This is a genomic window from Streptomyces apricus (assembly GCF_008369065.1).
Lineage (GTDB): Bacteria > Actinomycetota > Actinomycetes > Streptomycetales > Streptomycetaceae > Streptomyces > Streptomyces apricus.
On sequence record NZ_VDFC01000039.1, the window covers coordinates 9,320 to 27,385 of the forward strand.

The 18,066-nt window shown below is 70.2% G+C and carries 17 protein-coding genes and 4 pseudogenes; 8 read left to right on the forward strand and 13 right to left on the reverse strand.

Going from position 1 to position 18,066, the window contains the following annotated elements:
* Positions 1-872, reverse strand: a pseudogene (locus FGF04_RS40025) (hypothetical protein); the annotation flags it as partial.
* 306 nt (positions 873-1,178) lie between these two features.
* On the reverse strand, positions 1,179-3,101 hold the full coding sequence (locus FGF04_RS12740; protein ID WP_149511429.1) for a LamG-like jellyroll fold domain-containing protein: 1,923 nt from the start codon (positions 3,099-3,101) through the stop codon (positions 1,179-1,181).
* A gap of 423 nt (positions 3,102-3,524) precedes the next feature.
* Here FGF04_RS12740 and rph point away from each other — a divergent pair, with 423 nt between their 5' ends.
* Positions 3,525-6,191, forward strand: a complete 2,667-nt coding sequence (gene rph, locus FGF04_RS12745) for a rifamycin-inactivating phosphotransferase (protein ID WP_223146380.1) — start codon at positions 3,525-3,527, stop codon at positions 6,189-6,191.
* Positions 6,192-6,265: 74 nt separating this feature from the next.
* On the opposite strand, the gene FGF04_RS12750 is transcribed toward rph, so the two are convergent.
* The 3 genes from FGF04_RS12750 to FGF04_RS12760 form a co-directional block, all read right to left on the reverse strand.
* On the reverse strand, positions 6,266-6,601 hold the full coding sequence (locus FGF04_RS12750; RefSeq protein ID WP_235882309.1) for a hypothetical protein: 336 nt from the start codon (positions 6,599-6,601) through the stop codon (positions 6,266-6,268).
* A gap of 264 nt (positions 6,602-6,865) precedes the next feature.
* Complete coding sequence (locus FGF04_RS12755) at positions 6,866-7,285, reverse strand: hypothetical protein (RefSeq protein ID WP_149511431.1); 420 nt, start codon at positions 7,283-7,285, stop codon at positions 6,866-6,868.
* A gap of 258 nt (positions 7,286-7,543) precedes the next feature.
* On the reverse strand, positions 7,544-8,227 hold the full coding sequence (locus FGF04_RS12760; RefSeq protein ID WP_149511432.1) for a transposase family protein: 684 nt from the start codon (positions 8,225-8,227) through the stop codon (positions 7,544-7,546).
* Positions 8,228-8,271: 44 nt separating this feature from the next.
* Between FGF04_RS12760 and FGF04_RS12765 the strand changes: the two genes are divergently transcribed.
* A complete protein-coding gene (locus tag FGF04_RS12765; protein WP_149511433.1) occupies positions 8,272-8,592 on the forward strand; it encodes a DUF6221 family protein in 321 nt (106 codons plus the stop codon).
* Positions 8,593-8,726: 134 nt separating this feature from the next.
* On the opposite strand, the pseudogene FGF04_RS12770 reads toward FGF04_RS12765, so the two are convergent.
* The 3 genes and pseudogenes from FGF04_RS12770 to FGF04_RS12780 all read right to left on the reverse strand — a co-directional run.
* Positions 8,727-8,840, reverse strand: a pseudogene (locus FGF04_RS12770) (IS5/IS1182 family transposase); the annotation flags it as partial.
* A gap of 6 nt (positions 8,841-8,846) precedes the next feature.
* Positions 8,847-9,620 (reverse strand): SDR family oxidoreductase, encoded by a 774-nt coding sequence (locus FGF04_RS12775; RefSeq protein WP_149511434.1) that lies wholly within the window; start codon positions 9,618-9,620, stop codon positions 8,847-8,849.
* Between the two features lie 20 nt (positions 9,621-9,640).
* The gene (locus tag FGF04_RS12780; RefSeq protein ID WP_223146381.1) at positions 9,641-10,066 is read right to left on the reverse strand and encodes a hypothetical protein; all 426 of its coding nucleotides are present in this window, start codon (positions 10,064-10,066) and stop codon (positions 9,641-9,643) included.
* A gap of 108 nt (positions 10,067-10,174) precedes the next feature.
* Here FGF04_RS12780 and FGF04_RS12785 point away from each other — a divergent pair, with 108 nt between their 5' ends.
* From FGF04_RS12785 to FGF04_RS12795, 3 genes and pseudogenes are all read left to right on the forward strand, one after another.
* Positions 10,175-11,209 carry a helix-turn-helix transcriptional regulator gene (locus FGF04_RS12785; RefSeq protein WP_149511436.1) on the forward strand — a complete coding sequence of 345 codons (1,035 nt, stop codon included), beginning with the start codon at positions 10,175-10,177 and terminating at the stop codon, positions 11,207-11,209.
* A 104-nt stretch (positions 11,210-11,313) separates the two neighbouring features.
* Positions 11,314-11,550 (forward strand): annotated as a pseudogene (locus FGF04_RS41020) (transposase); the annotation flags it as partial.
* Positions 11,551-11,857: 307 nt separating this feature from the next.
* Complete coding sequence (locus tag FGF04_RS12795) at positions 11,858-12,217, forward strand: hypothetical protein (RefSeq protein WP_235882310.1); 360 nt, start codon at positions 11,858-11,860, stop codon at positions 12,215-12,217.
* A 4-nt stretch (positions 12,218-12,221) separates the two neighbouring features.
* On the opposite strand, the gene FGF04_RS12800 is transcribed toward FGF04_RS12795, so the two are convergent.
* The 3 genes from FGF04_RS12800 to FGF04_RS12810 form a co-directional block, all read right to left on the reverse strand.
* Complete coding sequence (locus FGF04_RS12800; protein WP_149511438.1) at positions 12,222-13,097, reverse strand: IS5 family transposase; 876 nt, start codon at positions 13,095-13,097, stop codon at positions 12,222-12,224.
* A 173-nt stretch (positions 13,098-13,270) separates the two neighbouring features.
* Positions 13,271-14,464 (reverse strand): oxidoreductase, encoded by a 1,194-nt coding sequence (locus FGF04_RS12805; RefSeq protein WP_149511439.1) that lies wholly within the window; start codon positions 14,462-14,464, stop codon positions 13,271-13,273.
* A 55-nt stretch (positions 14,465-14,519) separates the two neighbouring features.
* Positions 14,520-15,545 carry an NAD(P)-dependent alcohol dehydrogenase gene (locus FGF04_RS12810; protein ID WP_149511440.1) on the reverse strand — a complete coding sequence of 342 codons (1,026 nt, stop codon included), beginning with the start codon at positions 15,543-15,545 and terminating at the stop codon, positions 14,520-14,522.
* A gap of 102 nt (positions 15,546-15,647) precedes the next feature.
* Here FGF04_RS12810 and FGF04_RS41025 point away from each other — a divergent pair.
* Positions 15,648-15,827: pseudogene (locus FGF04_RS41025) on the forward strand (TetR/AcrR family transcriptional regulator); the annotation flags it as partial.
* Positions 15,828-15,833: 6 nt separating this feature from the next.
* Complete coding sequence (locus FGF04_RS12815; protein WP_235882318.1) at positions 15,834-16,226, forward strand: TetR-like C-terminal domain-containing protein; 393 nt, start codon at positions 15,834-15,836, stop codon at positions 16,224-16,226.
* Positions 16,227-16,241: 15 nt separating this feature from the next.
* Here the strand turns inward: FGF04_RS12815 and FGF04_RS12820 are convergent, their stop codons facing one another.
* Both FGF04_RS12820 and FGF04_RS12825 read right to left on the reverse strand, forming a co-directional pair.
* Complete coding sequence (locus FGF04_RS12820; protein ID WP_235882312.1) at positions 16,242-16,484, reverse strand: DUF4190 domain-containing protein; 243 nt, start codon at positions 16,482-16,484, stop codon at positions 16,242-16,244.
* A gap of 313 nt (positions 16,485-16,797) precedes the next feature.
* Positions 16,798-17,436 (reverse strand): dihydrofolate reductase family protein, encoded by a 639-nt coding sequence (locus FGF04_RS12825; protein WP_149511442.1) that lies wholly within the window; start codon positions 17,434-17,436, stop codon positions 16,798-16,800.
* A 207-nt stretch (positions 17,437-17,643) separates the two neighbouring features.
* On the opposite strand from FGF04_RS12825, the gene FGF04_RS41030 reads away from it, so the two are divergent.
* Positions 17,644-18,012: a hypothetical protein gene (locus FGF04_RS41030; RefSeq protein ID WP_235882313.1), complete on the forward strand. Its 369-nt coding sequence runs from the start codon at positions 17,644-17,646 to the stop codon at positions 18,010-18,012.
* The last annotated feature ends 54 nt before the right edge of the window (positions 18,013-18,066 follow it).

Consider the following 18,066-nt stretch of genomic DNA (forward strand, 5'->3'; position numbering starts at 1 on the left):
GTCTGCTCCGCAGCGGACGGCCAAGTGATCGCGGCCGGCGCGGGCGCAGGCGCCGGTGCGGGGGTGGGGTCAGGCGCGGGGGCGAGCGCCGTGACGGGTGCGCTGCTCCGCGCGACGTGCGCGGCCAGCAGCTCACGGGCCCGGCCCAGCTTGCGCTGGTTGCCCTGCTTGCGACTGCGCAGCGCCGTCTGCGAGGGCTCGGCGGCCGGTTCGGGCCGGGCGACGCGGTCGACCGTCTGGCGCTGCGCCGGGACGGCGGGCAGCGCGGCAGGCAACGCGGCGACGGGTCCGGCACCCGTACCGAGTCCGGCACCCGTACCGAGTCCGGCACCCGTTCCGGGTCCGGCCGGAAGCGCGGCCACGGGGCCGGTACCACGGCCCGGTCCGGCTCCGGGTCCGGCGGGCAGTGCGGCCACGGGTCCGGTACCGGGGCCGGCGGTCAGCTCCGCGACGGGGCCGCCGACGCCCGCGCCGGACGGGCCGGCGGTCAGCTCCAGGGCCGGCTTGCCGGCCGTCTCCCGGCCGCGGCCGCCCGGGCGGGCGCCCGGGTCGGCGGGCCGTGACCCGCCCGGCTCGCGGTCCGGCATCCGGTCGGGCGGCAGCACCGCCGGGAAGACGGGGCCCAACTGCGCGCGTCCCACGTCGAACCACTGCTTCGCGATGTCGGGCAGCGGGGCGCTCGCACCGGGAGCGCCGCCACGGCCGCCGCGGCCACCCCGGTCCTCGGGGGCCGGTGCCGCCGCGCCACGCGTCGCCCTGGTCATCGCACGGGTCGCGTTGAAGTTGCCGGTGGCGTTCTCGACCCGGTCGTAGAGGTTGGTGATCCGCTGCTGGACCTCCTCGCGGCTCGGCTCGTCGCCGTTCGCGTCCACGGAGGAGGGAGCCGCCTTCGCGAGGGCGGGGCGCTGCGTTCGTTCCGGCGCGATGGGAGACGGCTCCTTCCGTGCACCGCCTGCCGGACCGGCCCCCGGGTCGGAGGGACCTTCGGCTCCGACAGCCGTGGGGGCCTGCCGGATTCGGCGGAGGCCGTGCGACCCGGCGGGGTTCACCGGAGGGAGTCGTACGGCCTGTCGGTCAACTTAGCCAACTTGTGTGCCTGGCGTGAAGATTGGAGTGCGAAGTGTCCGATATGTAAATGTGACCTTCGTCGTACCCGAAGGTGACCTTCGTCGTCCGTCCTACGCGAAGGGTGTGAGGAACTCCCGTACGGGCAACGCCCGGTTCACGATGCGGGTGTCACCGATCCAGCCGTAGAAGCCGTGCGAGAAGCGCTCGTCGAACTGGGTGGCGCCGAGGACGAAGGGCTTGCCCAGGGTGGCGATGCCGGTGGACGGCTGTGCCGGGTTGCGGGCGATCTTCGAGCCGTCCACGTACATCACCGTGCGGTGCCCGTCGTTGACCAGGGCGATGTGCATCCAGCGGCCGACCGGCACCGCGTGGCTCCACGACGTGGGGTCGGCGTCCTGGCGCTGCGGGTAGACCACGAACTGCAGGAACCGCTCGGGCGACAGGTTGAGGCTGCAGGTGGGCTCCAGCGGGGACCAGCCGGTGGTCTTGCCCGCGTCCCCGTTGCGTCCCTCCCAGCTGAGGAGGCCCATCCAGGAGTGGTCCCCCTCGAAGGGGTCGGGCAGCCGGACGAAGGTCTCGATGGTGTAGCCGCGGGTGAACTTCTCGCTGTTCAGGGCGGCCCGGGCGGCGGTGGTCAGGATCGCGCCGCGGTCCGGGTCCTTGCCCCCGTCGAAGCGCAGGCTCGCGTGCGCGGGCTGGCCGGGGTGGTGGTCGGCGGACCAGGTGAGGGCGCCGGGGCCGCTGGACGCCAGCCGGCCGACGGTCAGGTGGTTGCCGTTGCCGCTGAGGTCGCGTACGACCGCCCCGTCCGCGACGGGCCTGCCCGCCGTGCCGCCCGCGGAGGTCCCGGCGGCGTCGAAGCGCCAGTACGCGACCGTGCCGCGCGGCATCACGGCGGAGGCAGGACGCGGCTTCGGCGGTACGACCGGGGCGAAGCCGCGGAAGCGCGCGTCGAAGTCGATGTCCAGCACGAACCGGTCGGCGGGGCCGGTCAGTTCGACGGTCTCGGCCTCCAGCGCGGACCGCTTTGCGGGGTCGCGGGAGAGGAGCCAGGGCGAGAAGGTCTCGACGTCGATCACACCGCGGGCCAGGTCGAACCCGTAGGTGCGGATCATGCCGGCGCCGCCGTAGTAGCGGTCCTGGTAGTTGGTGATGTGCACGTGGACGTCGTTGCCGGCGTCGTTGCGCAGGACCGTGCGGCCCGGCGGCCAGTAGTGGCCGCCCAGCGCGAGGAAGATCTGGTCGTTGCCGCGGATCAGGCCTTCCCACAGGCGCTTGCCGTTGTCCGAGAGCTGGGCCGCGCCGTCGTCGTCCGCCCAGGCGATGTCGTGCGTGGTGAGGACGGCGGGCAGCGTGGGGTGGGCGTCGAGGACGCCCCGGGCCCAGGCCAGGCCCTTGTCCGAGGTCCGCCAGTCCAGGGCGAGGACCAGCCAGGACCGGTCCGCGGCCGTCAGGACGTGGTACGTGTTGTAGCCGTCGGGCGAGGCGCCGCGGTAGGTCGGCATGGCCTTGTAGCGGGCGGGCCCGAAGGCGGCCAGATAGGCGGAGTCGCCGCGCTGGTCGTCCCCGGAGGCGATGTCGTGGTTGCCCGCCAGGACGCTGTAGGGGACCTTGCCGTGCAGGGTGCGGAAGGTGTCGGCGGCGCGCTCGATCTCGTCCTCGGTGCCGTGCTCGGTGACGTCGCCGAGGTGCGTCATGAAGGCGATGTTCGCCTCCCCGCGTTCGGCCACCAGGTGGCGGAAGGCCTCCCGCAGCGGCGCGGGGTCGGTGCTGTCCGCGTCGAAGAGGTACTGGGTGTCGGGGAGGACGGCCAGCACGAAGCGGGGGCTCGCGGGGTCGAACCGGCGGCCGTTCGCCCCGGCGGAGGAGGCGGCGGCGGAGGATACTTCGGCCGATGCGGCGGAGGCTTCGGTGGAGGCGGCCCGGGCCGGTGCGCCGAGGCCGGCGACCGCCGCACCGGCCGCGGGCAGGACGGCCGCGGCGCGCAGCAGCGAGCGTCTGTGCAGGGGGTTCTGTCGTTCTGCCGCAGTCATGAACACTCCGTGGGGCGGGACCGGACGGGACGGGACCGGGGGAAACCGGTCGGCAGCCCGTACGCTCCTCACCCGTCACAGCCGTGCGGTGGCGGGGAGTTGAACGGCTGTGGCCCGTCGTCGGGCCGTTTGGCGGAGTGCGGCACAGGGTGGTGTGGCCGAGGGCAAAGAAAAAAGCGCAAAGAAAAAAGCAAGGAGACCTCTCCTTGCCGTGCTCAATTTATAGCGCACCGGGGGGCTTGCGGCAAGGCCCGGGGGGTGGCGCAGAATCCTCGGCCGAGGCCACAACCTGCGGAAACGAGGGCATGACGCGTGTGTGTTGAGGACGTGGACGGAACTGCCGCGACGAACGGGCCGACCGCATCGGCCGGATCGACTGCATCGGCCGCACCGGCTGGACCGACCGGATCGAACGGGCCGTACGTGCTGGACCTCCAGGAGGCCGACGGGACGCGGGGGCCGGTCGTCGGTGGCAAGGGCGCGCACCTGGGCGAGCTGTCACGGATCGAGGGCGTCCGGGTGCCGGCGGGCTTCTGCGTGACCACGGACGCCTTCCGGCGGGTCGTGGCGGACGATCCGTCGGTCGGTGCTCTCCTCGACCGGCTGTCGGAGCTGGCCCCGGACGACCGGGAGGGGATCCGCGCGCTGAGCGCACAGGTCCGCCGGACGGTCGAAGGGCTCGCCGTACCGGACGACATCGCGGCGGCGATCACCCGCGCGCTCGCCCGGCACGGCGAGCGGGCCGCCTACGCCGTCCGCTCCAGCGCGACGGCGGAGGATCTGCCGACGGCGTCCTTCGCGGGCCAGCAGGACACGTACCTGAACGTCCTCGGGCCGGCCGAGGTCCTGCGGCACGTCAGCCGGTGCTGGGCCTCGCTGTTCACCGAGCGGGCCGTGACGTACCGGCGGCGCCACGGCATAGACGACCGCGCGGTCCACATGGCCGTGGTCGTGCAGCGGATGGTCCTCCCGCACGCGTCCGGCATCCTGTTCACGGCCGACCCCGTCACGGGCAACCGGAAGGTCGCCACCGTGGACGCCGGTTTCGGCCTCGGCGAGGCCCTGGTCTCCGGCCTGGTCGACCCGGACGTCTACCGGGTGCGGGACGGCGAGGTCGTCGCCAGGACGGTCGCCGTCAAGCGGCGTGCCGTGCAGGCCCTGCCCTCTGGTGGCACGCGGGAGGTGGCGGTCGACGCGGACCGGCAGGAGCAGCCGGCGCTGACGGACGCGCAGGTGGTGCGGCTCGTGCGGCTGGGGCGGCGGATCGAGGCGCACTTCGGCTCCCCGCAGGACATCGAGTGGTGCCTGGTCGACGACGACTTCCGGATCGTGCAGAGCAGGCCGATCACGACGCTGTTCCCCGTCCCGGAGAGCGGGTCCGCGGCCGGATCCGGAGCCGGGTCCGCGGCCGGGTCCGGTGACTCGGGGAACCGCGTGTACGTGTCCGTCGGCCACCAGCAGATGATGACCGACGCCATGAAGCCCCTGGGTCTGTCCATGTGGCAGCTGACGGCCATGGTGCCGATGCACGCGGCCGGCGGGCGGCTGTTCGTCGACGTCACCCGGCGCCTGGCCTCGCCCGCGAGCCGTGCCGCCCTGCTGGACGTCGTGGGGAAGGGTGACCCGCTGGTCAGGGACGCCCTGGAGACCGTCCTGGACCGCGACGGCTTCGTCCCGTCGCTCCCGGACCCGGGGCCGGGGCCGGAGCCGGGTCCAGGTGCCGGGCAGCGGCCGACCGGTGGCGCGCCGGAGCCGATCGGGACGGATCCGGCCGTCGTCGCCGAACTGATGGAGCGCAGCCGGGCGTCGGTGGCCGCCCTGGAGCGCGACGTCCGCACGAAGAGCGGACCGGAACTGTTCGACTTCCTGCTGGAGGCGTTCGAGGAGCACAAGCGGTTCGTCGGTGATCCGCAGAGCATGCGGGCGCTCATGGCGGGGATGGACGCCACCTGGTGGCTCAACGACCAGCTGCTGGAGTGGCTGGGCGAGAAGAACGCCGCCGACACGCTGACGCTGTCCGCCCCCGACAACGTCACCTCGGAGATGGGCCTGGCGCTGCTCGACGTCGCGGACGTGATCCGCCCGCACCCGGAGCTGGTGGCCTTCCTGCGGGACCTCCGGGACGTCCCGGACATCGGGGAGCAGGACTTCCTGGACGGGCTGGCGAAGCTGCCGGGCGGACGCGAGGCGCGCGCGGCCGTCGAGGGCTACCTCGACCTGTACGGCATGCGCTGCGTCGGCGAGATCGACATCACGAGGCCGCGGTGGCGCGAGCGGCCCGGCACCCTCGTGCCCGTACTCCTCGACAACGTCAGGAACTTCCGTCCGGGGGCCGCCGCACGGCGCTTCGAGGAGGGCCGGCGCAGGGCGCGGGAGAAGGAGGAGGACGTGCTGACGCGCCTGCGCGCCCTGCCGGACGGGGAGCGGAAGGCCGAAGAGACCAAGCGGATGATCGACCGCGTGCGGACCTTCATCGGATATCGGGAGTACCCGAAGTACGGCATCATCTGCCGCTACTCCGTCTACAAGCAGGCGCTGCTGCGGGAGGCCGGGCGCCTGGTGGAGGCCGGGGTGCTCGCCGAGGAGGAGGACGTCTTCCACCTCACCTTCCAGGAGTTCCACGAGGCGGTGCGGTCGCGGCGGGTGGACGCCGGGCTCGTCGAGCGGCGCAAGGAGACGTTCCGCACGTACCAGGCGCTCACCCCGCCCAGGGTCCTCACCTCGGACGGCGAGGCGGTCAACGGGGCGTACCGGCGCGACGACGTGCCTGCGGACGCGCTGGTCGGTCTCCCGGTCTCGGCCGGGACCGTCGAGGGCAGGGCGCGCGTCGTCCTCGACCTGGCGGACGCCGATCTGGAGGCGGGCGACATCCTGGTCACGGCCTTCACGGACCCGAGCTGGTCACCGCTGTTCGTCGCCGTCGCGGGGCTGGTGACCGAGGTGGGCGGCCTGATGACGCACGGCGCGGTGATCGCCCGCGAGTACGGCCTGCCGGCCGTGGTGGGCGTGGAAGGAGCCACGCGCCGGATCCGGGACGGCCAGCGGATCCGTGTGCACGGGGCGGACGGGTACGTCGAGCTCCTGCCCTGACGGCCGGCGGGCCACCAGGTCGACGGGTCCCGAGGTTCAGGCGAAGCCTGAACCTCGGGACCCGTCGACGGGGTTCAGGCTTCGCCGACGGCCGACGCGTCCTCGGCGCTCTTGTCGTCCCCCGCGGTCCTGTCGTCCCCGGCGGTCCTGTCGCCGCCGGCCACTTCGGTCTCCGCCATGGCGAGGAAGTGCCGGATCGTCCCGACCGCCATGTCCAGGCCCTCGGACGCGGCCTGTTCGTCGCCGAACACCTGAACCGCCTCGGCGACGGCCACGGCCAGTTCGGTCTCCGCCTTGCGGACCTTGATCTCGGCCTTGTCCACGGTGTCGACCACCGCCAGCTGGCGACGCTGCTTCTCCTGGAGCCGCTGCTTGCGGGAAACCGTCTTGTCGGCGCTCTGCACAGTCACGGGCAAGATCATAAACGAGTCGGGGGCGGGTCCGCGGCGGATCCACCCCGGGGGCGATACGAAAAAGAGCCCGCGCGGACTCTCGCCCGCGAAAGCTCTCCGCATCGTCGGGACGACAGGATGCAGAACGTGCGCCCCAGGGCGTGCCGTTCAGGGGCGCGGACACCGTGTGGCCCCCAACTGGCCCCCAAGGCGATGACACAGGCCAGAAGAACCATCCTCTCGAAAGGACCCCGATCCCAGGCTGGCAGTTCGAGAGGACCCTTATGGACGGTTTCGCTCGATCATACGTTTGAGGATCTTGATGCCCTGCCGCCACCGCGAGGAATCGCTGGTGTACCAGTCTTCTCCGTCGACCGGCTGCCAGTCCGCCAGTTCCTTCAACTGCGAGAGCACCGTGTCGACGCCATAGCGGCTGCCGCCTCGGTCGAGTTGCTTTGTGATGCCGTGCAGTCGGTGGGCAGCACGGCAGAACGAGACCTGGGTATCGGTCGGCCTGCGTACGGCATAGCCGCCGCACTTGCCGCACCAGTCGAAGTCGCCTCTCGCAAGGAGGTCAGCGATGGCCAGAAGATCGTCATTGGCTGCGACACCGCGCTCTCGGGCAAGCAGGCACAGGGGCGAGTAACCCTTCCCTTCGATCTCCGGGTCCGCGTTCGTGATGTAGATCTGGGCTACGAGCAAAGGACCCAGCGGAAGATCACTGCTCCTCTGCCACCGGTCAGCGCCAACTCCTCTACTAAGCAGCGAAATGAGGCTGAAAGATGCCCGTGAACAGCCGGTGCGCCAGTATCACCCGATTGGTTATGATCGCCGCATCTGGATCACGTCATCAGCCTGACACGACGTCTCACCCGCTATCACGCACCAACTCGTAAGGGTTCTCCCGTAAATGATCCCTGCCCGGTGTGAACGTGGTCGACGAACAGTCCGACCTCTCGCCTATCCGGCGAGGTTGAGGTTGTGCATGCGGGTGATGCCGAGCATGGCGTGGTGGACGCCGTCGTCTTTGAGGCGGCAGTCGCGGAGGATCTTCCAGGTCTTCATGCGGGCAAAAGCATGACCGACTCGGGCGCGGACCTGCTTGTGGGACTTGTTGTGAGCCTGTTTCCAACCGGTCAGCTCTTCGCCTCCGCGGTGGCGCTGGGGCATCACGAGCCCAGTGCACGGATAGCCACCGTCGGCAATGGTCATCGTCTTGCCGACGGCGGCCTTCGCGTCGGACTCCTCCCACGCCTTGCAGCCGTTGCGGTTGCCGGGCAAAGGCCGGCCGACCACAACGACGAGGCGAGTGTCGGCGTCAATGACGACCTGACGGTTCGCGGAATACCGGTAGTTCTTCGACTGCTCCGCGATCAGCCCGAGGTGATCAATGATCCGGCCCGCCGCCGACTTGGAAACCCCGAACAGCGGAGCAAGCCGCCGCATAGTCAGATTCGTTCGCCGGTACGCCGCGACCAGCAGAGCCCGGTCCTCCTCCAACGGCACACCCCACGGCCGGCCCCTGCGGACCGCATCCGCGCCCTGACGCCGCAGCACCGTCACCAACTTCCCGAACAGACGGGAGCTCAGCCCGGTGAACAGGGCTGTCCAGAACGACTGCGATGCCGTGATCACACCAGCCACAACAAGATCGTTTCATGCCCCGACAGAACATCGAGAATGCTCCTATGACTGAAGAACTGGTGAAGTTCATCGAGGCGCGGCTGGACGAGGAAGCCGACTTGGCGCGGCGCTGCGACGGTGACGACGCATGCGGGACGTGGACTGCCCACGGGCACACGGTCGACTTCTGCCAGGCCGACCTCCCTGGCTTCCACCCCACGATCGCAATACACGTGGCTCTGCACGACCCGGCCCGCGTCCTGCGCGAGATCAACGCCAAGCGGCGCATCCTGGCCCGTCACGCCCGCGACCCCTGGCCGTGCCACGACCTGCACGACCTTGCTTCGCCCTACGCCGACCATCCTGACTTCCCAGCACGGGCCTGAGCGGCACAGCACACGAACAGAGGTCCCAGCAACGCAGCGCGCTCGACCGCCGCCCTCTGGAGATCATTTACGGGACAACCCTTGGGGACCGTATTGCGTTCCGATCAGTGGGTGGCTCGGGTGAGGTCCTTGAGTCAGATCATCGAGGCGCGTAGGTGGAGGCCTGCGAGGTAGCTGTCGTACCGGGTGGCGATGCCGCGCCAGGCCTTCATCTTGTTGATCAGCCGCTCGACGGTGTTCCTCTCCTTGGCACGTCAGAGGGCCATGCCTCCCGTTGCGTCGATGACCTGGCCGGTCACCCAGCGTGCGTCGTCGGAGGCGAGGAAGGCCACGATGTCGGCCATGTCTTCCGGCCGCCCGATCCGGCCGAGGGCGGCAAGAGACGCCGCTTGCGCCTCGGCATGCGGATCGCCCAGCAGGGTGGCCGCGCTGGCATCGGTGAGGACGGTTCCGGGAGCCACCGAGTTGACCGTGATGCCCCGGGGGCCCAGCTCCTTGGCGAGGGCGAGACCGAAGTTGTCCAGGGCTCCCTTGGTGGCGCCGTAGGCGATCATTCCCGGCGTGGCCAGGCGGGCCACGGAGCTGGAGATGTTGATGATCCGGCCCCCGTCGCGCAGGCGTGGCAGTCCCTGCTGCGTGACGAAAAACGGTGCACGCACGTTCACGGCGAAGACCTTGTCGAAGGCGTCCTCGGTCAACGACTCCAGGGATGCGAAATCCCCGATGCCGGCGTTGTTGACGATGATGTCGAGCTTCCCGTCGGGCACGTGCTCCGTGCCCGCGGCGTCGAAGGCGGCCCAGAGGCGGGCCGCGTCGCCGCGTTCGCCCAGCCCCGCCTGGAGTGCGAAGGCCCGTCCTCCGTTCTTGCGGATGTTTTCGACGGTCTCGCTCGCCGCCGTCTCGTCGCGGGCGTAGGTGACGCCGACGGCGGCGCCGTCCTGGGCGAGCCTCTCCGCGATCGCCCGGCCGATGCCCCGGCTGCCGCCGGTGACCAGTGCGACCTTGTTCTCAAGTGCTCTTGCAGACACGGCAGAAGACCGCCTCCCGTTCATCGAATCGTCTCTTGAGGGCTATGGGGCGCCTGGACCAGCGGCTTGTGTTCGGGCCACCACCGCTGGACGGCTTCGACAGCCGTCGTCGGGCTGACGTTGAAGCAGAGCTTCGCGCCGGGTGCCAGCTCGTGGGTGGTGTTGACCAGCACCTCCAACAGCGGGGTCAGTTCCGGGTCCAGCCGGACGCCGGCGCCGATCAGCACGATGCCGTAGTCCTTGGCGGTCAACGCGGCGCGGAAGACCGCCTCGGCCGTGCGGCCGTAGTCGAGCAGGCAGACATCGACACTGAGGCCGAGCTCCTCTAGCCGAGCCCGGCCCGCGGCCATTCCGGCCCGGACCGCCTCGGCGTCGATTTCAGGGAACGCCGCCCGTGACGAGGGCGCGTCGTCCACCAGCGCTGGATCCAGTCCGACGTTGAGCATGGACGGGGACATGTCGGTGTACCTCCGGTGACCTGGGGTTTCTCGGACCCACGGTAGGCGCCTGGAGGTCGGGCGGCCCTCCCACATTTCTGGGATAGCGTGGCAAGGGTGAGCTCCCCGATGGTCCGGCGCGAGACCGTGCGCGACATCGAGGCGATATGTCGTCTCGACCTCGACTCCCGAATACTGCGCCGCCGGATCGCCGACCGGCTGACACGCCTCATCCCGGCCGACGCCTACTGCTTCAGCACGATCGACCCGATGACGCTGCTGACCGCCGACCAAGTCAGCGCCGGGCTCGTACCGGAGGCGGCCGCAGCCGCCGCACACAACGAGTACCTGGTGGACGACGTCCTGAAGTTCGCGGCGCTGGCCCGCTCCGAGGTGTCCGCGGGCACGCTCGGTGCGGCCACCGGCGGTGATCCGGAATCCAGCCACCGCTACCGGACCGTGCTGCCGATGATCGACGCACGGCACGAGCTGCGGGCGGGCTTCGTGGTGGACGGCCGCTGCTGGGGCGTCGTCGCCCTCTTCCGCGGCGGCCGGCGGCCCGACTTCACCCCGGCCGACGTCGGCGTCCTGCGGCGGCTGTCCGCCCCGGTTGGTGCGGCCTTGCGCCGGGCCGCCCACCGGGCACCCGACGACACCGCTGCGGGCCCGTCCGAGGCCGGAGTGCTCCTGCTCGACCAGGACTTGCGGCTGCTTTCGGAGAACCCGGCCGCCAAACTCTGGCGGGACGAGCTGGGCCCGTCGCAGGCGGAACTGCCGTCCGCGATCCTGGAGGTGGCCGCACGGGGAAGAGGCGCTGAGCTGCCGGCGTACGGACGCATCCGCGGCCGCTCGGGCCGGTGGCTCTCCGTCCAGGCCTCGCCGCTGAGTGGTGGCCCGCACCCGGCGGCCATCGCCGTGACGGTACATCCGGCGCCGGCCGCCGACGTGGCCGAGATACTGCTGCTCGCGTACGGGCTCACACCGCGCGAGCGGGACGTGCTGGCGCGAGTCGTCGCCGGTCTGCCGTCGCGGACCATCGCCGTGGAACTGCACATCACCGCGGCGACCGTGCAGGACCATCTGAAGAGTGTGTTCGCGAAGACCGGTGTCCGCAGCCGCAGCGAACTGGTGGCGACGGTCCTGGGCCTGTGACCGGACGAATGATGACTGAGCTTTTCGTCAGGGACCGTATCCAGTTGTGATCACTCTACGGGATTCGACCTCGCGGCACGGCGTGAGCCGGTGGGCTTGGTGTCATGTCGCAGGTGCAACTGAGCGACGCTGAAAGGGAGTTCGTCGAGTCCTGTCTGCCGATCGGCCGGTTCGGTCCGCATCCCGAGCGGTTGCGGCAGCAGTTCAAGGGGGTGATCTGGCCGTTCAGAACCGGCGGGCAGTGGCGGGAGATGCCGGCTGAGTTCGGTGCCTGGCCCACCGTGCACAACCGCTTTGGGCAGTGGCGCGACGCGGGCGTCTTCCAGGCCCTGCTGGAGGGCTCTGGGAAGAGGGGACAGCCGGGGAACTCCGCACAAGCCGAAAAACCCTGCACACCATGCTGGCCGGGGACATCGTGGTGGACTGCGACACTCTCACAGGGGGCCGGGGATCAGACGATCGTGATCATGACCGCCGCACCGGGATCCGAGGATGAACAAAAGCCAGACCTGCTGCGGGTCGTCGGGCTGCAGCAACTGCAGAGCCCGCCGACGCCGAGATGACCCCAAGCCACCCGGCCTGTCCAGGGCCTGTTGCGGAAGTGCACTGCTGGGCAGTTGAGTCCTGCGGGTCGGTACAGTCGCGTGCATGTTGAATCCAGTGCTGCGGGTAGTTGAAGCGGGCGGTCGTATCGTGGACGATCCGACCGAGGAGGCTCTGCACGACCTGCTGTCTGAGATGAACCTGTCGCACCGGTTCGCGATCCTGGAAAGACTCGATCTGGAGCCTGTGGATCAGCACTACATTCAGGTGTACCTGAACGACGACCTCAGCTACCAGGTCGAGTACCGCGAAGGCAGTGCAGACAAGCACTACCAGGCCCACGTCCCAAGGCTCCATGAAGTGTTCGGCCCGGAAGAGTCGACCGCCAAGGTGATGATGGACTGGGCTCACGACCGGCAGGGATGGCGGGAGGCATTGCCATGGACCCCGATGCCTTGCCGGTGAAGGACTACAGCCACTCGTTGATCGCCGCGACCAGGACTGTCGCCTCGTAGCGGACGGCGAGCTTGTCGTACCGCGTGGCGACAGCGCGGTTCCTCTTGAGACGGTTGATCTCACACTTGACCGCATGCCGCTCGCGGTAGTCGGCCGGGTCGAAGCGCGGCGGCCGGCCGCCGCGGGAACCGGGTCTTCGGCGGTTGCGCGCCTGGTCGGCCTTGTCAGGGATGGTGCAGCGAATCCCGCGGCGGCGTAAGTAGGCGCGGTTCCTTCGTGAGGCGTACGCCTTGTCCGCGCGGACCCGGCCGGGGCGGACGCGTGGCCGGCCCGGCCCGGTGCGGGGCACACGCACGTTCTCCAGTACGGGTTCGAACTGCGGCGAGTCGCCGCGCTGCCCGGCCGTGATGACGATCGGCGGGGGTTTGTGGCCCTGCTCGACGGCCAGGTGCAACTTGGTGGTGAACCCGCCGCGTGACCGCTCCAGCCCATGATCATGGGGCTTGGTGAAGATGCCGCCCGGTGGTTCCTCCTGCAGGTCGCGCTGCTTGCGGGCCCCGGCCGCATGCTGATGGGCACGGCAGACCGTGGAGTCGACGCTCAGGTCCCATGTGATCGCACCTTCCGCGTCGGCCAGGGACTGCAGCCGGGTGAGTATCCGGTGCCAGGTGCCGTTGCGCTGCCATCGGCGGAACAGGTCGTAGGCCCGGCCCCACGGCCCGTACTCGACGGCCACGTCCCTCCACGGCACACCGGTCCGGACTCTAAATCGTGTGCCGTCGATCAAACGCCGCCGGGACCAGACAGGTGGCCGACCTGCCTTCGTGCACTTCGGCAGCAGCGGTTCCAGCACCTCCCACTGTTCGTCCGTGAGATCTCCCCGACCCATGAACCGTGATCATCCACAGCCCAAGATCCACTTTCGACACACGGCCTAGTGCTTTGACCGCGTAGGTTCGCAAGGGCGCGGCCATGCCGTGGGCATCGACGAATCCCGACATCGACCCCACCGCACCCGCTTCGCCTGCATGCACGATACGGCCGGTGGGGCGGGGTTATGTGTCAGGCCGGTCGTTCGCGGCGGTAGCGGCGCCTCGCGCGGGAACGCAGGTACTGGTCGACGACCAGGGCGGTGGCCGGGGGAAGTGGTCGTCCCGAACGGCCGCGGCTGATGTCACGCAGTCGTGCGGTGACGCTCGCCTGTATGGCCGCGGCGCGCAGGGACCTGGAGCGGAGCGCCGAGCGAATCGCTGTTACCTCGCCGTCCTCCCCCGCGAGCCAGCTGAGCGGGGCGTCCGGGCGCTGCGCGAGCGCGGTGGCGACGCCGACGAGCGAGAACCCGCGCGCCATCACCTCTTCCGCGACGCGTGCCCGGCGGATGCCGCCGGTGAGCATGAGCGGGACCGGGGCGGACGCGACGAGTTCACCGGCGAGTTCGAGGAAGTAGGCCTCGCGCTCCAAGGTGCGGTTGTCCGCCGGCGAACCGGCTGTGGCGAGTGACTCGATGCTCCCTCCCGATAGTTCGACGAAGTCGACGCCGTCGCTGAGCCACCCGGTGACATGGTGTGCGTCTTCGAGGTCGAAGCCGCCCCGCTGGAAGTCCGCGGAGTTGAGCTTGACGGCGATACCGAAACCCGGTGACACGCGCGCGCGGACAGCGGCGACGACATCGAGCAGCATCCTGGCGCGGTTGCGGAGGGAGCCGCCCCACCGGTCGGTCCGCTTGTTGACCAGGGGCGAGAGGAACTGGGCGAGCAGATACCCGTGCGCGGCGTGGATCTGGACACCGGCGAACCCGGCCCGCTCCGCGAGCGTCGCCGTGACCGCGAACCGTTCCACGGTGTCGTGGATCTCCTTTGCCGTCATCGGCGTCGGCACCGGAAAGAGCTTCGAGAGCGAGCCGACGTTCACGGGAACCGCGGAGGGCGCCAGCGCGCGTGAGCCGGTGTCTCGCTGGACGACTCGCCCGGGGTGGTTGATCTGCATCCAGAACGAGCTCGCCTTTGCTGCCGCCGCCCAGGCCCGGAAGGGTTCGAGGTCGCTGGTGGCGTCCAGGATCACGTCGGCCGGCTGCGCGACGGCCGAACGGTCGACCAMGACGTGTCCCGTCAGCATCGTTCCCGCACCGCCTCTGTCCCAGGTGCGGTACAGGGTCACGAGCCGGTCGTCGGGATGGCCGCCGCTGCCCGCGAGCTGCTCCTCCATCGCCGCTTTCACCAGGCGGTTGGGAAGAGTGATACCGCAGGGCAGTCGCAGGGGGGGGAAGCGAAGGGCGGGGCCGTGGCCCGCTGTTCGGAACGGGACCCTGATGTCATCGCCGGAGCACCAGCTTCCCGGTGGTCCGTCCCGCGCGGCTCTCCTCGATCGCCGCCCGTACGCCTTCCAGCGTCAGCGGGAAGGAACCGGACAGGTGTACGCGGACCTGCCCGGCCTCGACCCTTTCGTTCACCCGCCGCAGAAGGGCACCGGAGGCCTTGAGGAAGACGGGATGGTACTTCCTACCCCGCGCACCCGCGCCTCGTAGCCTGCGAGCGGTGATCGTCGACAGGAGCCGGGCGGCGGAGGCGGGGGTGACCACACCGTCCTCGTCCCGCGCGATGGTCACGAACCGCCCTCCCGGACGCAGTATCTGCCGTGCCCCGGTCCACTGCTCGCGGCCACCGACGCAGTCGATCACCACGTCGAACGAGTCCGCGCCGAAGCTCGACAGCAGATCGGTCCGGTGCCGGTCGATGACCACGTCCGCCCCCATCTGGTGGACGAACTCCCGGTTCCGTGCGCCGGCGACGCCGGCCACGAAGGCTCCGGCCGCGTGTGCCATCTGGACCGCGAAGTGACCGACGCCTCCGGACGCCCCGATCACCGCGACACGGGTTCCGGGCCCGACCCGGCCACGGTCCAGACAGGTCAGTGCGGTCTGTGCGGCCAGCGGGATCGCGGCGGCTTCGGTGAAGGCCAGCCCAGCTGGTACGGGGGCGAGCAGATCCTCGCGCACATTGACGTATTCCGAGGCACCGCCTGCGTCGATCTCGTTGTCGGCGTGCACCCGGTCGCCCACCCGGAACGAGGTGACCTCGTCGCCGACCGCGGTGACGACGCCGGCGAGGTCGAACAGGGGCGTGAACGGGAAGCGCCGGCGGGTGATGAGGCGTCGGTTCCCCTCGATCATCTGCCAGTCGATGGGATTGACCGCCGCCGCCCGGATCTGCACCTGCACCTGCTGGGCTCCAGGAGCGTGGACGGGGAACGCCCCGGACAGGGCGAGCACATCACGGGCCGCGCCGTAGCGGCTGTGCACGATCGCCCGCTGTGTACGCGGGACTGCTTGGGGAGTCATCGGGCCGCTCCGACTGCCGAGTGAACTATTGGACTTACAGAGAAGTACTGTACTGGTAGTTCAGTAGTGGGTCGTCGGATCGGGTGGGGTTAGTCTTGAGGAATGGCGAAGTCGTCGAGTGATCCCGTCGATCCGCGCGTGGCACGGACACGACGCGACGTGATCGCGGCGAGCGCCGCGTCACTGCTGGAAGAAGGCTGGGGGGCGACGACACACGCCGAGGTCGCCCGGAGGGCGGGTTACTCGAAGGCGACCGTGTACGCGCACTGGCCCACCACTGTCGATCTCATGCGAGACGCGATCGCCCGGATTTGCGAGGACGCGACCCTTCCACCGGCGGGCGGCAACCTCCATGAGGACCTGCACGTCGCCCTGAGCGCGCTTGCGCAGACCCTGTCGGAAGGCCGGTACGACCGGCTGATGGCAGGCGTCATCGAGCGTGCCGCCCAGGACCAGGGGGCGCGTGACCTCCGCGACCGTCTGTACGAGACCGCCACGACCGGGATCCGCGGCGTCCTCACCGCCGGCCTCCGGCCCGACGACGTCGAGCCCTGCCTCGCCATGCTCGTCGGCGCGGTCCTCGTCCGGGCGACCTACGAGGGTGAAGCGGTGACCTCCGAATTCATCACGGACATCATCGACCGCACCCTCGCCCGCGTGGAGCTGACGGCCGGTCACTGAACCTGCCATCGGTTCTCAAGCGGTGGCAATGACCAGGACGGCGAGTCCCAGGGCCGTGCCGAAGGCGCCGCGGATAATGCTGGCCAGGGCCTGGCCGACGTTGGTGGCCTCGCCCCGGCGGGCCCTCGCGCAGCCGGCCACACCGAAGACGACGCCGAGGACACCGACCACGATGGCGAGCGGCCACAGGCAGAAGCCGACGGCCATAATCATGCCGAGGACGAGACCGGCCGTGCCCGTGCCGTTCCTCGACGGCACCGGGCCGATGGAACAATCCCTTCAGCCACGGGCTCAGAGGGTGACGCCGTATGGAACGGGTTGGGGCTGCGCGAGACCTCGTGCTCGGTTACGTCCGTGCTCTGAACGCAAGTGATACCGAAGACCCGTGCGCAACCCAGGACCACGCGCCAGTGGTGTCCGACTCCCAAGGCGCACACCGCAGTGCTGCTTGACGCGTTAACCGCGTGAGGTGTCTCCCGTGGGGAGCCGGGAGGCACGGCAGGCCCCGGCCCTGGCGGGCGCCCTCACCCCCTTGACCCAGAAGTGGCTGCGGCGCCGCTTCCGGCCGCGCTCAGCGGCGGACCAGCACCACGTGGGTGACAGCCTGGGAACCGACCAGCTCGGACACCCGGTAGCCGTCGATCCCCTCGCCCAGGTCGTCGAGCAGCCGCTCCCCACGCCCGACGAGCATCGGCGCGATCACCAGGTGGAGTTCGTCGATCAGCCCGGCGCGCAGGTACTGCCGGATGACCGCCGGGCCGCCGCCGATCCGGACGTCCTTGCCGCCCGCGGCGTCGAACGCACGCCGCAGCACCGCCTGCGGCGGCTCGTCCGTGAAGTGGAAGGTGGTCTTGCCGGCCATCTCCAGCGTCCGGCGCGGGTAGTGGGTGTGCACGAACACGTCGTGGTGGTAGGGCGGGTTGTCGCCCCACCAGCCCTTCCAGGACTCGTCCTGCCACGGCCCGCGCTGCGGCCCGAACATGTTCCGCCCCATGACGGTGGCGCCGATGTTCTGATCACCGCGGGTGAAGTACTCGACGTCGACGCTTGTCTTCCCCGCGGCGGCGTCCCGCGTCGCGGAGACGAACCAGCTGTGCAGTTCCTCGCCCCAGCCGACGCCGTCGCCGAACGGGGCGTCCAGTCGCTGGTTCACCCCGGCCGCGAAGCCGTCGAGGGAGATCGTGACGTTGTGCACCCGGACCTTGGGCATGGCCTTCACCTCTCACACGGATGATGTCCTCTCACCCGTGCGTCGTACGGGGTAGGCCGGGATCGACACCCCGCACGCATTTTCTTCAGGGGCGTGGGGCCGTGCCGATCCGCGGGTTCACCCCAGACTTCTACAGCACGCGGCCATCGCGGTGCCGAAACCTCCACAAGCGCCGAAAGGCAGCGGCCCGTATGCCACGGTGGCCACGTGACACAGCCGCTCCTGCAGCCTCGCGTCGACGTCCTCCACGCCCGCGAGCTCCGCCTGGTCGAAGAGCCCCTGCCGCCCCTCTCGCCGGAACACGAGCAGGTACTCGACCGCATCTGGGAAGAGAAAGCCCAGGCCAATCCAGGATTGTTCGACGGACCGGTCATCGCGTGCGCCGGCGTCGACCACTGCGGGCCCGACACGCTCATTCTGCGCTGGACCCGGGTGACCTACCGGCACTACGCCCTGCGCTGGGTGCCGGGCGCCCGCCCGCTGCCGTCCTTGTTCGTCGACGTCCTGCAGCCCACCGCCGACGGGGCCCTGCTGGCCGTACGCATGGCGCCGCTGACCGCTGCGCCCGGCCGCTGACAGCTGCCGGGCGGATCCGTCGAACACCCCAAGGGCACTGATGCGCTCGACACC

Bases quoted from the DNA above. Each gene is read 5' to 3' on its own strand.
- FGF04_RS12740 (WP_149511429.1), bottom strand. From the start codon at position 3,101: ATGACTGCGGCAGAACGACAGAACCCCCTGCACAGACGCTCGCTGCTG.
- FGF04_RS12765 (WP_149511433.1), top strand. From the start codon at position 8,272: ATGACTGAAGAACTGGTGAAGTTCATCGAGGCGCGGCTGGACGAGGAA.
- FGF04_RS12780 (WP_223146381.1), bottom strand. From the start codon at position 10,066: ATGCTCAACGTCGGACTGGATCCAGCGCTGGTGGACGACGCGCCCTCG.
- FGF04_RS12795 (WP_235882310.1), top strand. From the start codon at position 11,858: ATGTTGAATCCAGTGCTGCGGGTAGTTGAAGCGGGCGGTCGTATCGTG.
- FGF04_RS12800 (WP_149511438.1), bottom strand. From the start codon at position 13,097: ATGGGTCGGGGAGATCTCACGGACGAACAGTGGGAGGTGCTGGAACCG.
- FGF04_RS12810 (WP_149511440.1), bottom strand. From the start codon at position 15,545: ATGACTCCCCAAGCAGTCCCGCGTACACAGCGGGCGATCGTGCACAGC.
- FGF04_RS12815 (WP_235882318.1), top strand. From the start codon at position 15,834: ATGCGAGACGCGATCGCCCGGATTTGCGAGGACGCGACCCTTCCACCG.
- FGF04_RS12825 (WP_149511442.1), bottom strand. From the start codon at position 17,436: ATGCCCAAGGTCCGGGTGCACAACGTCACGATCTCCCTCGACGGCTTC.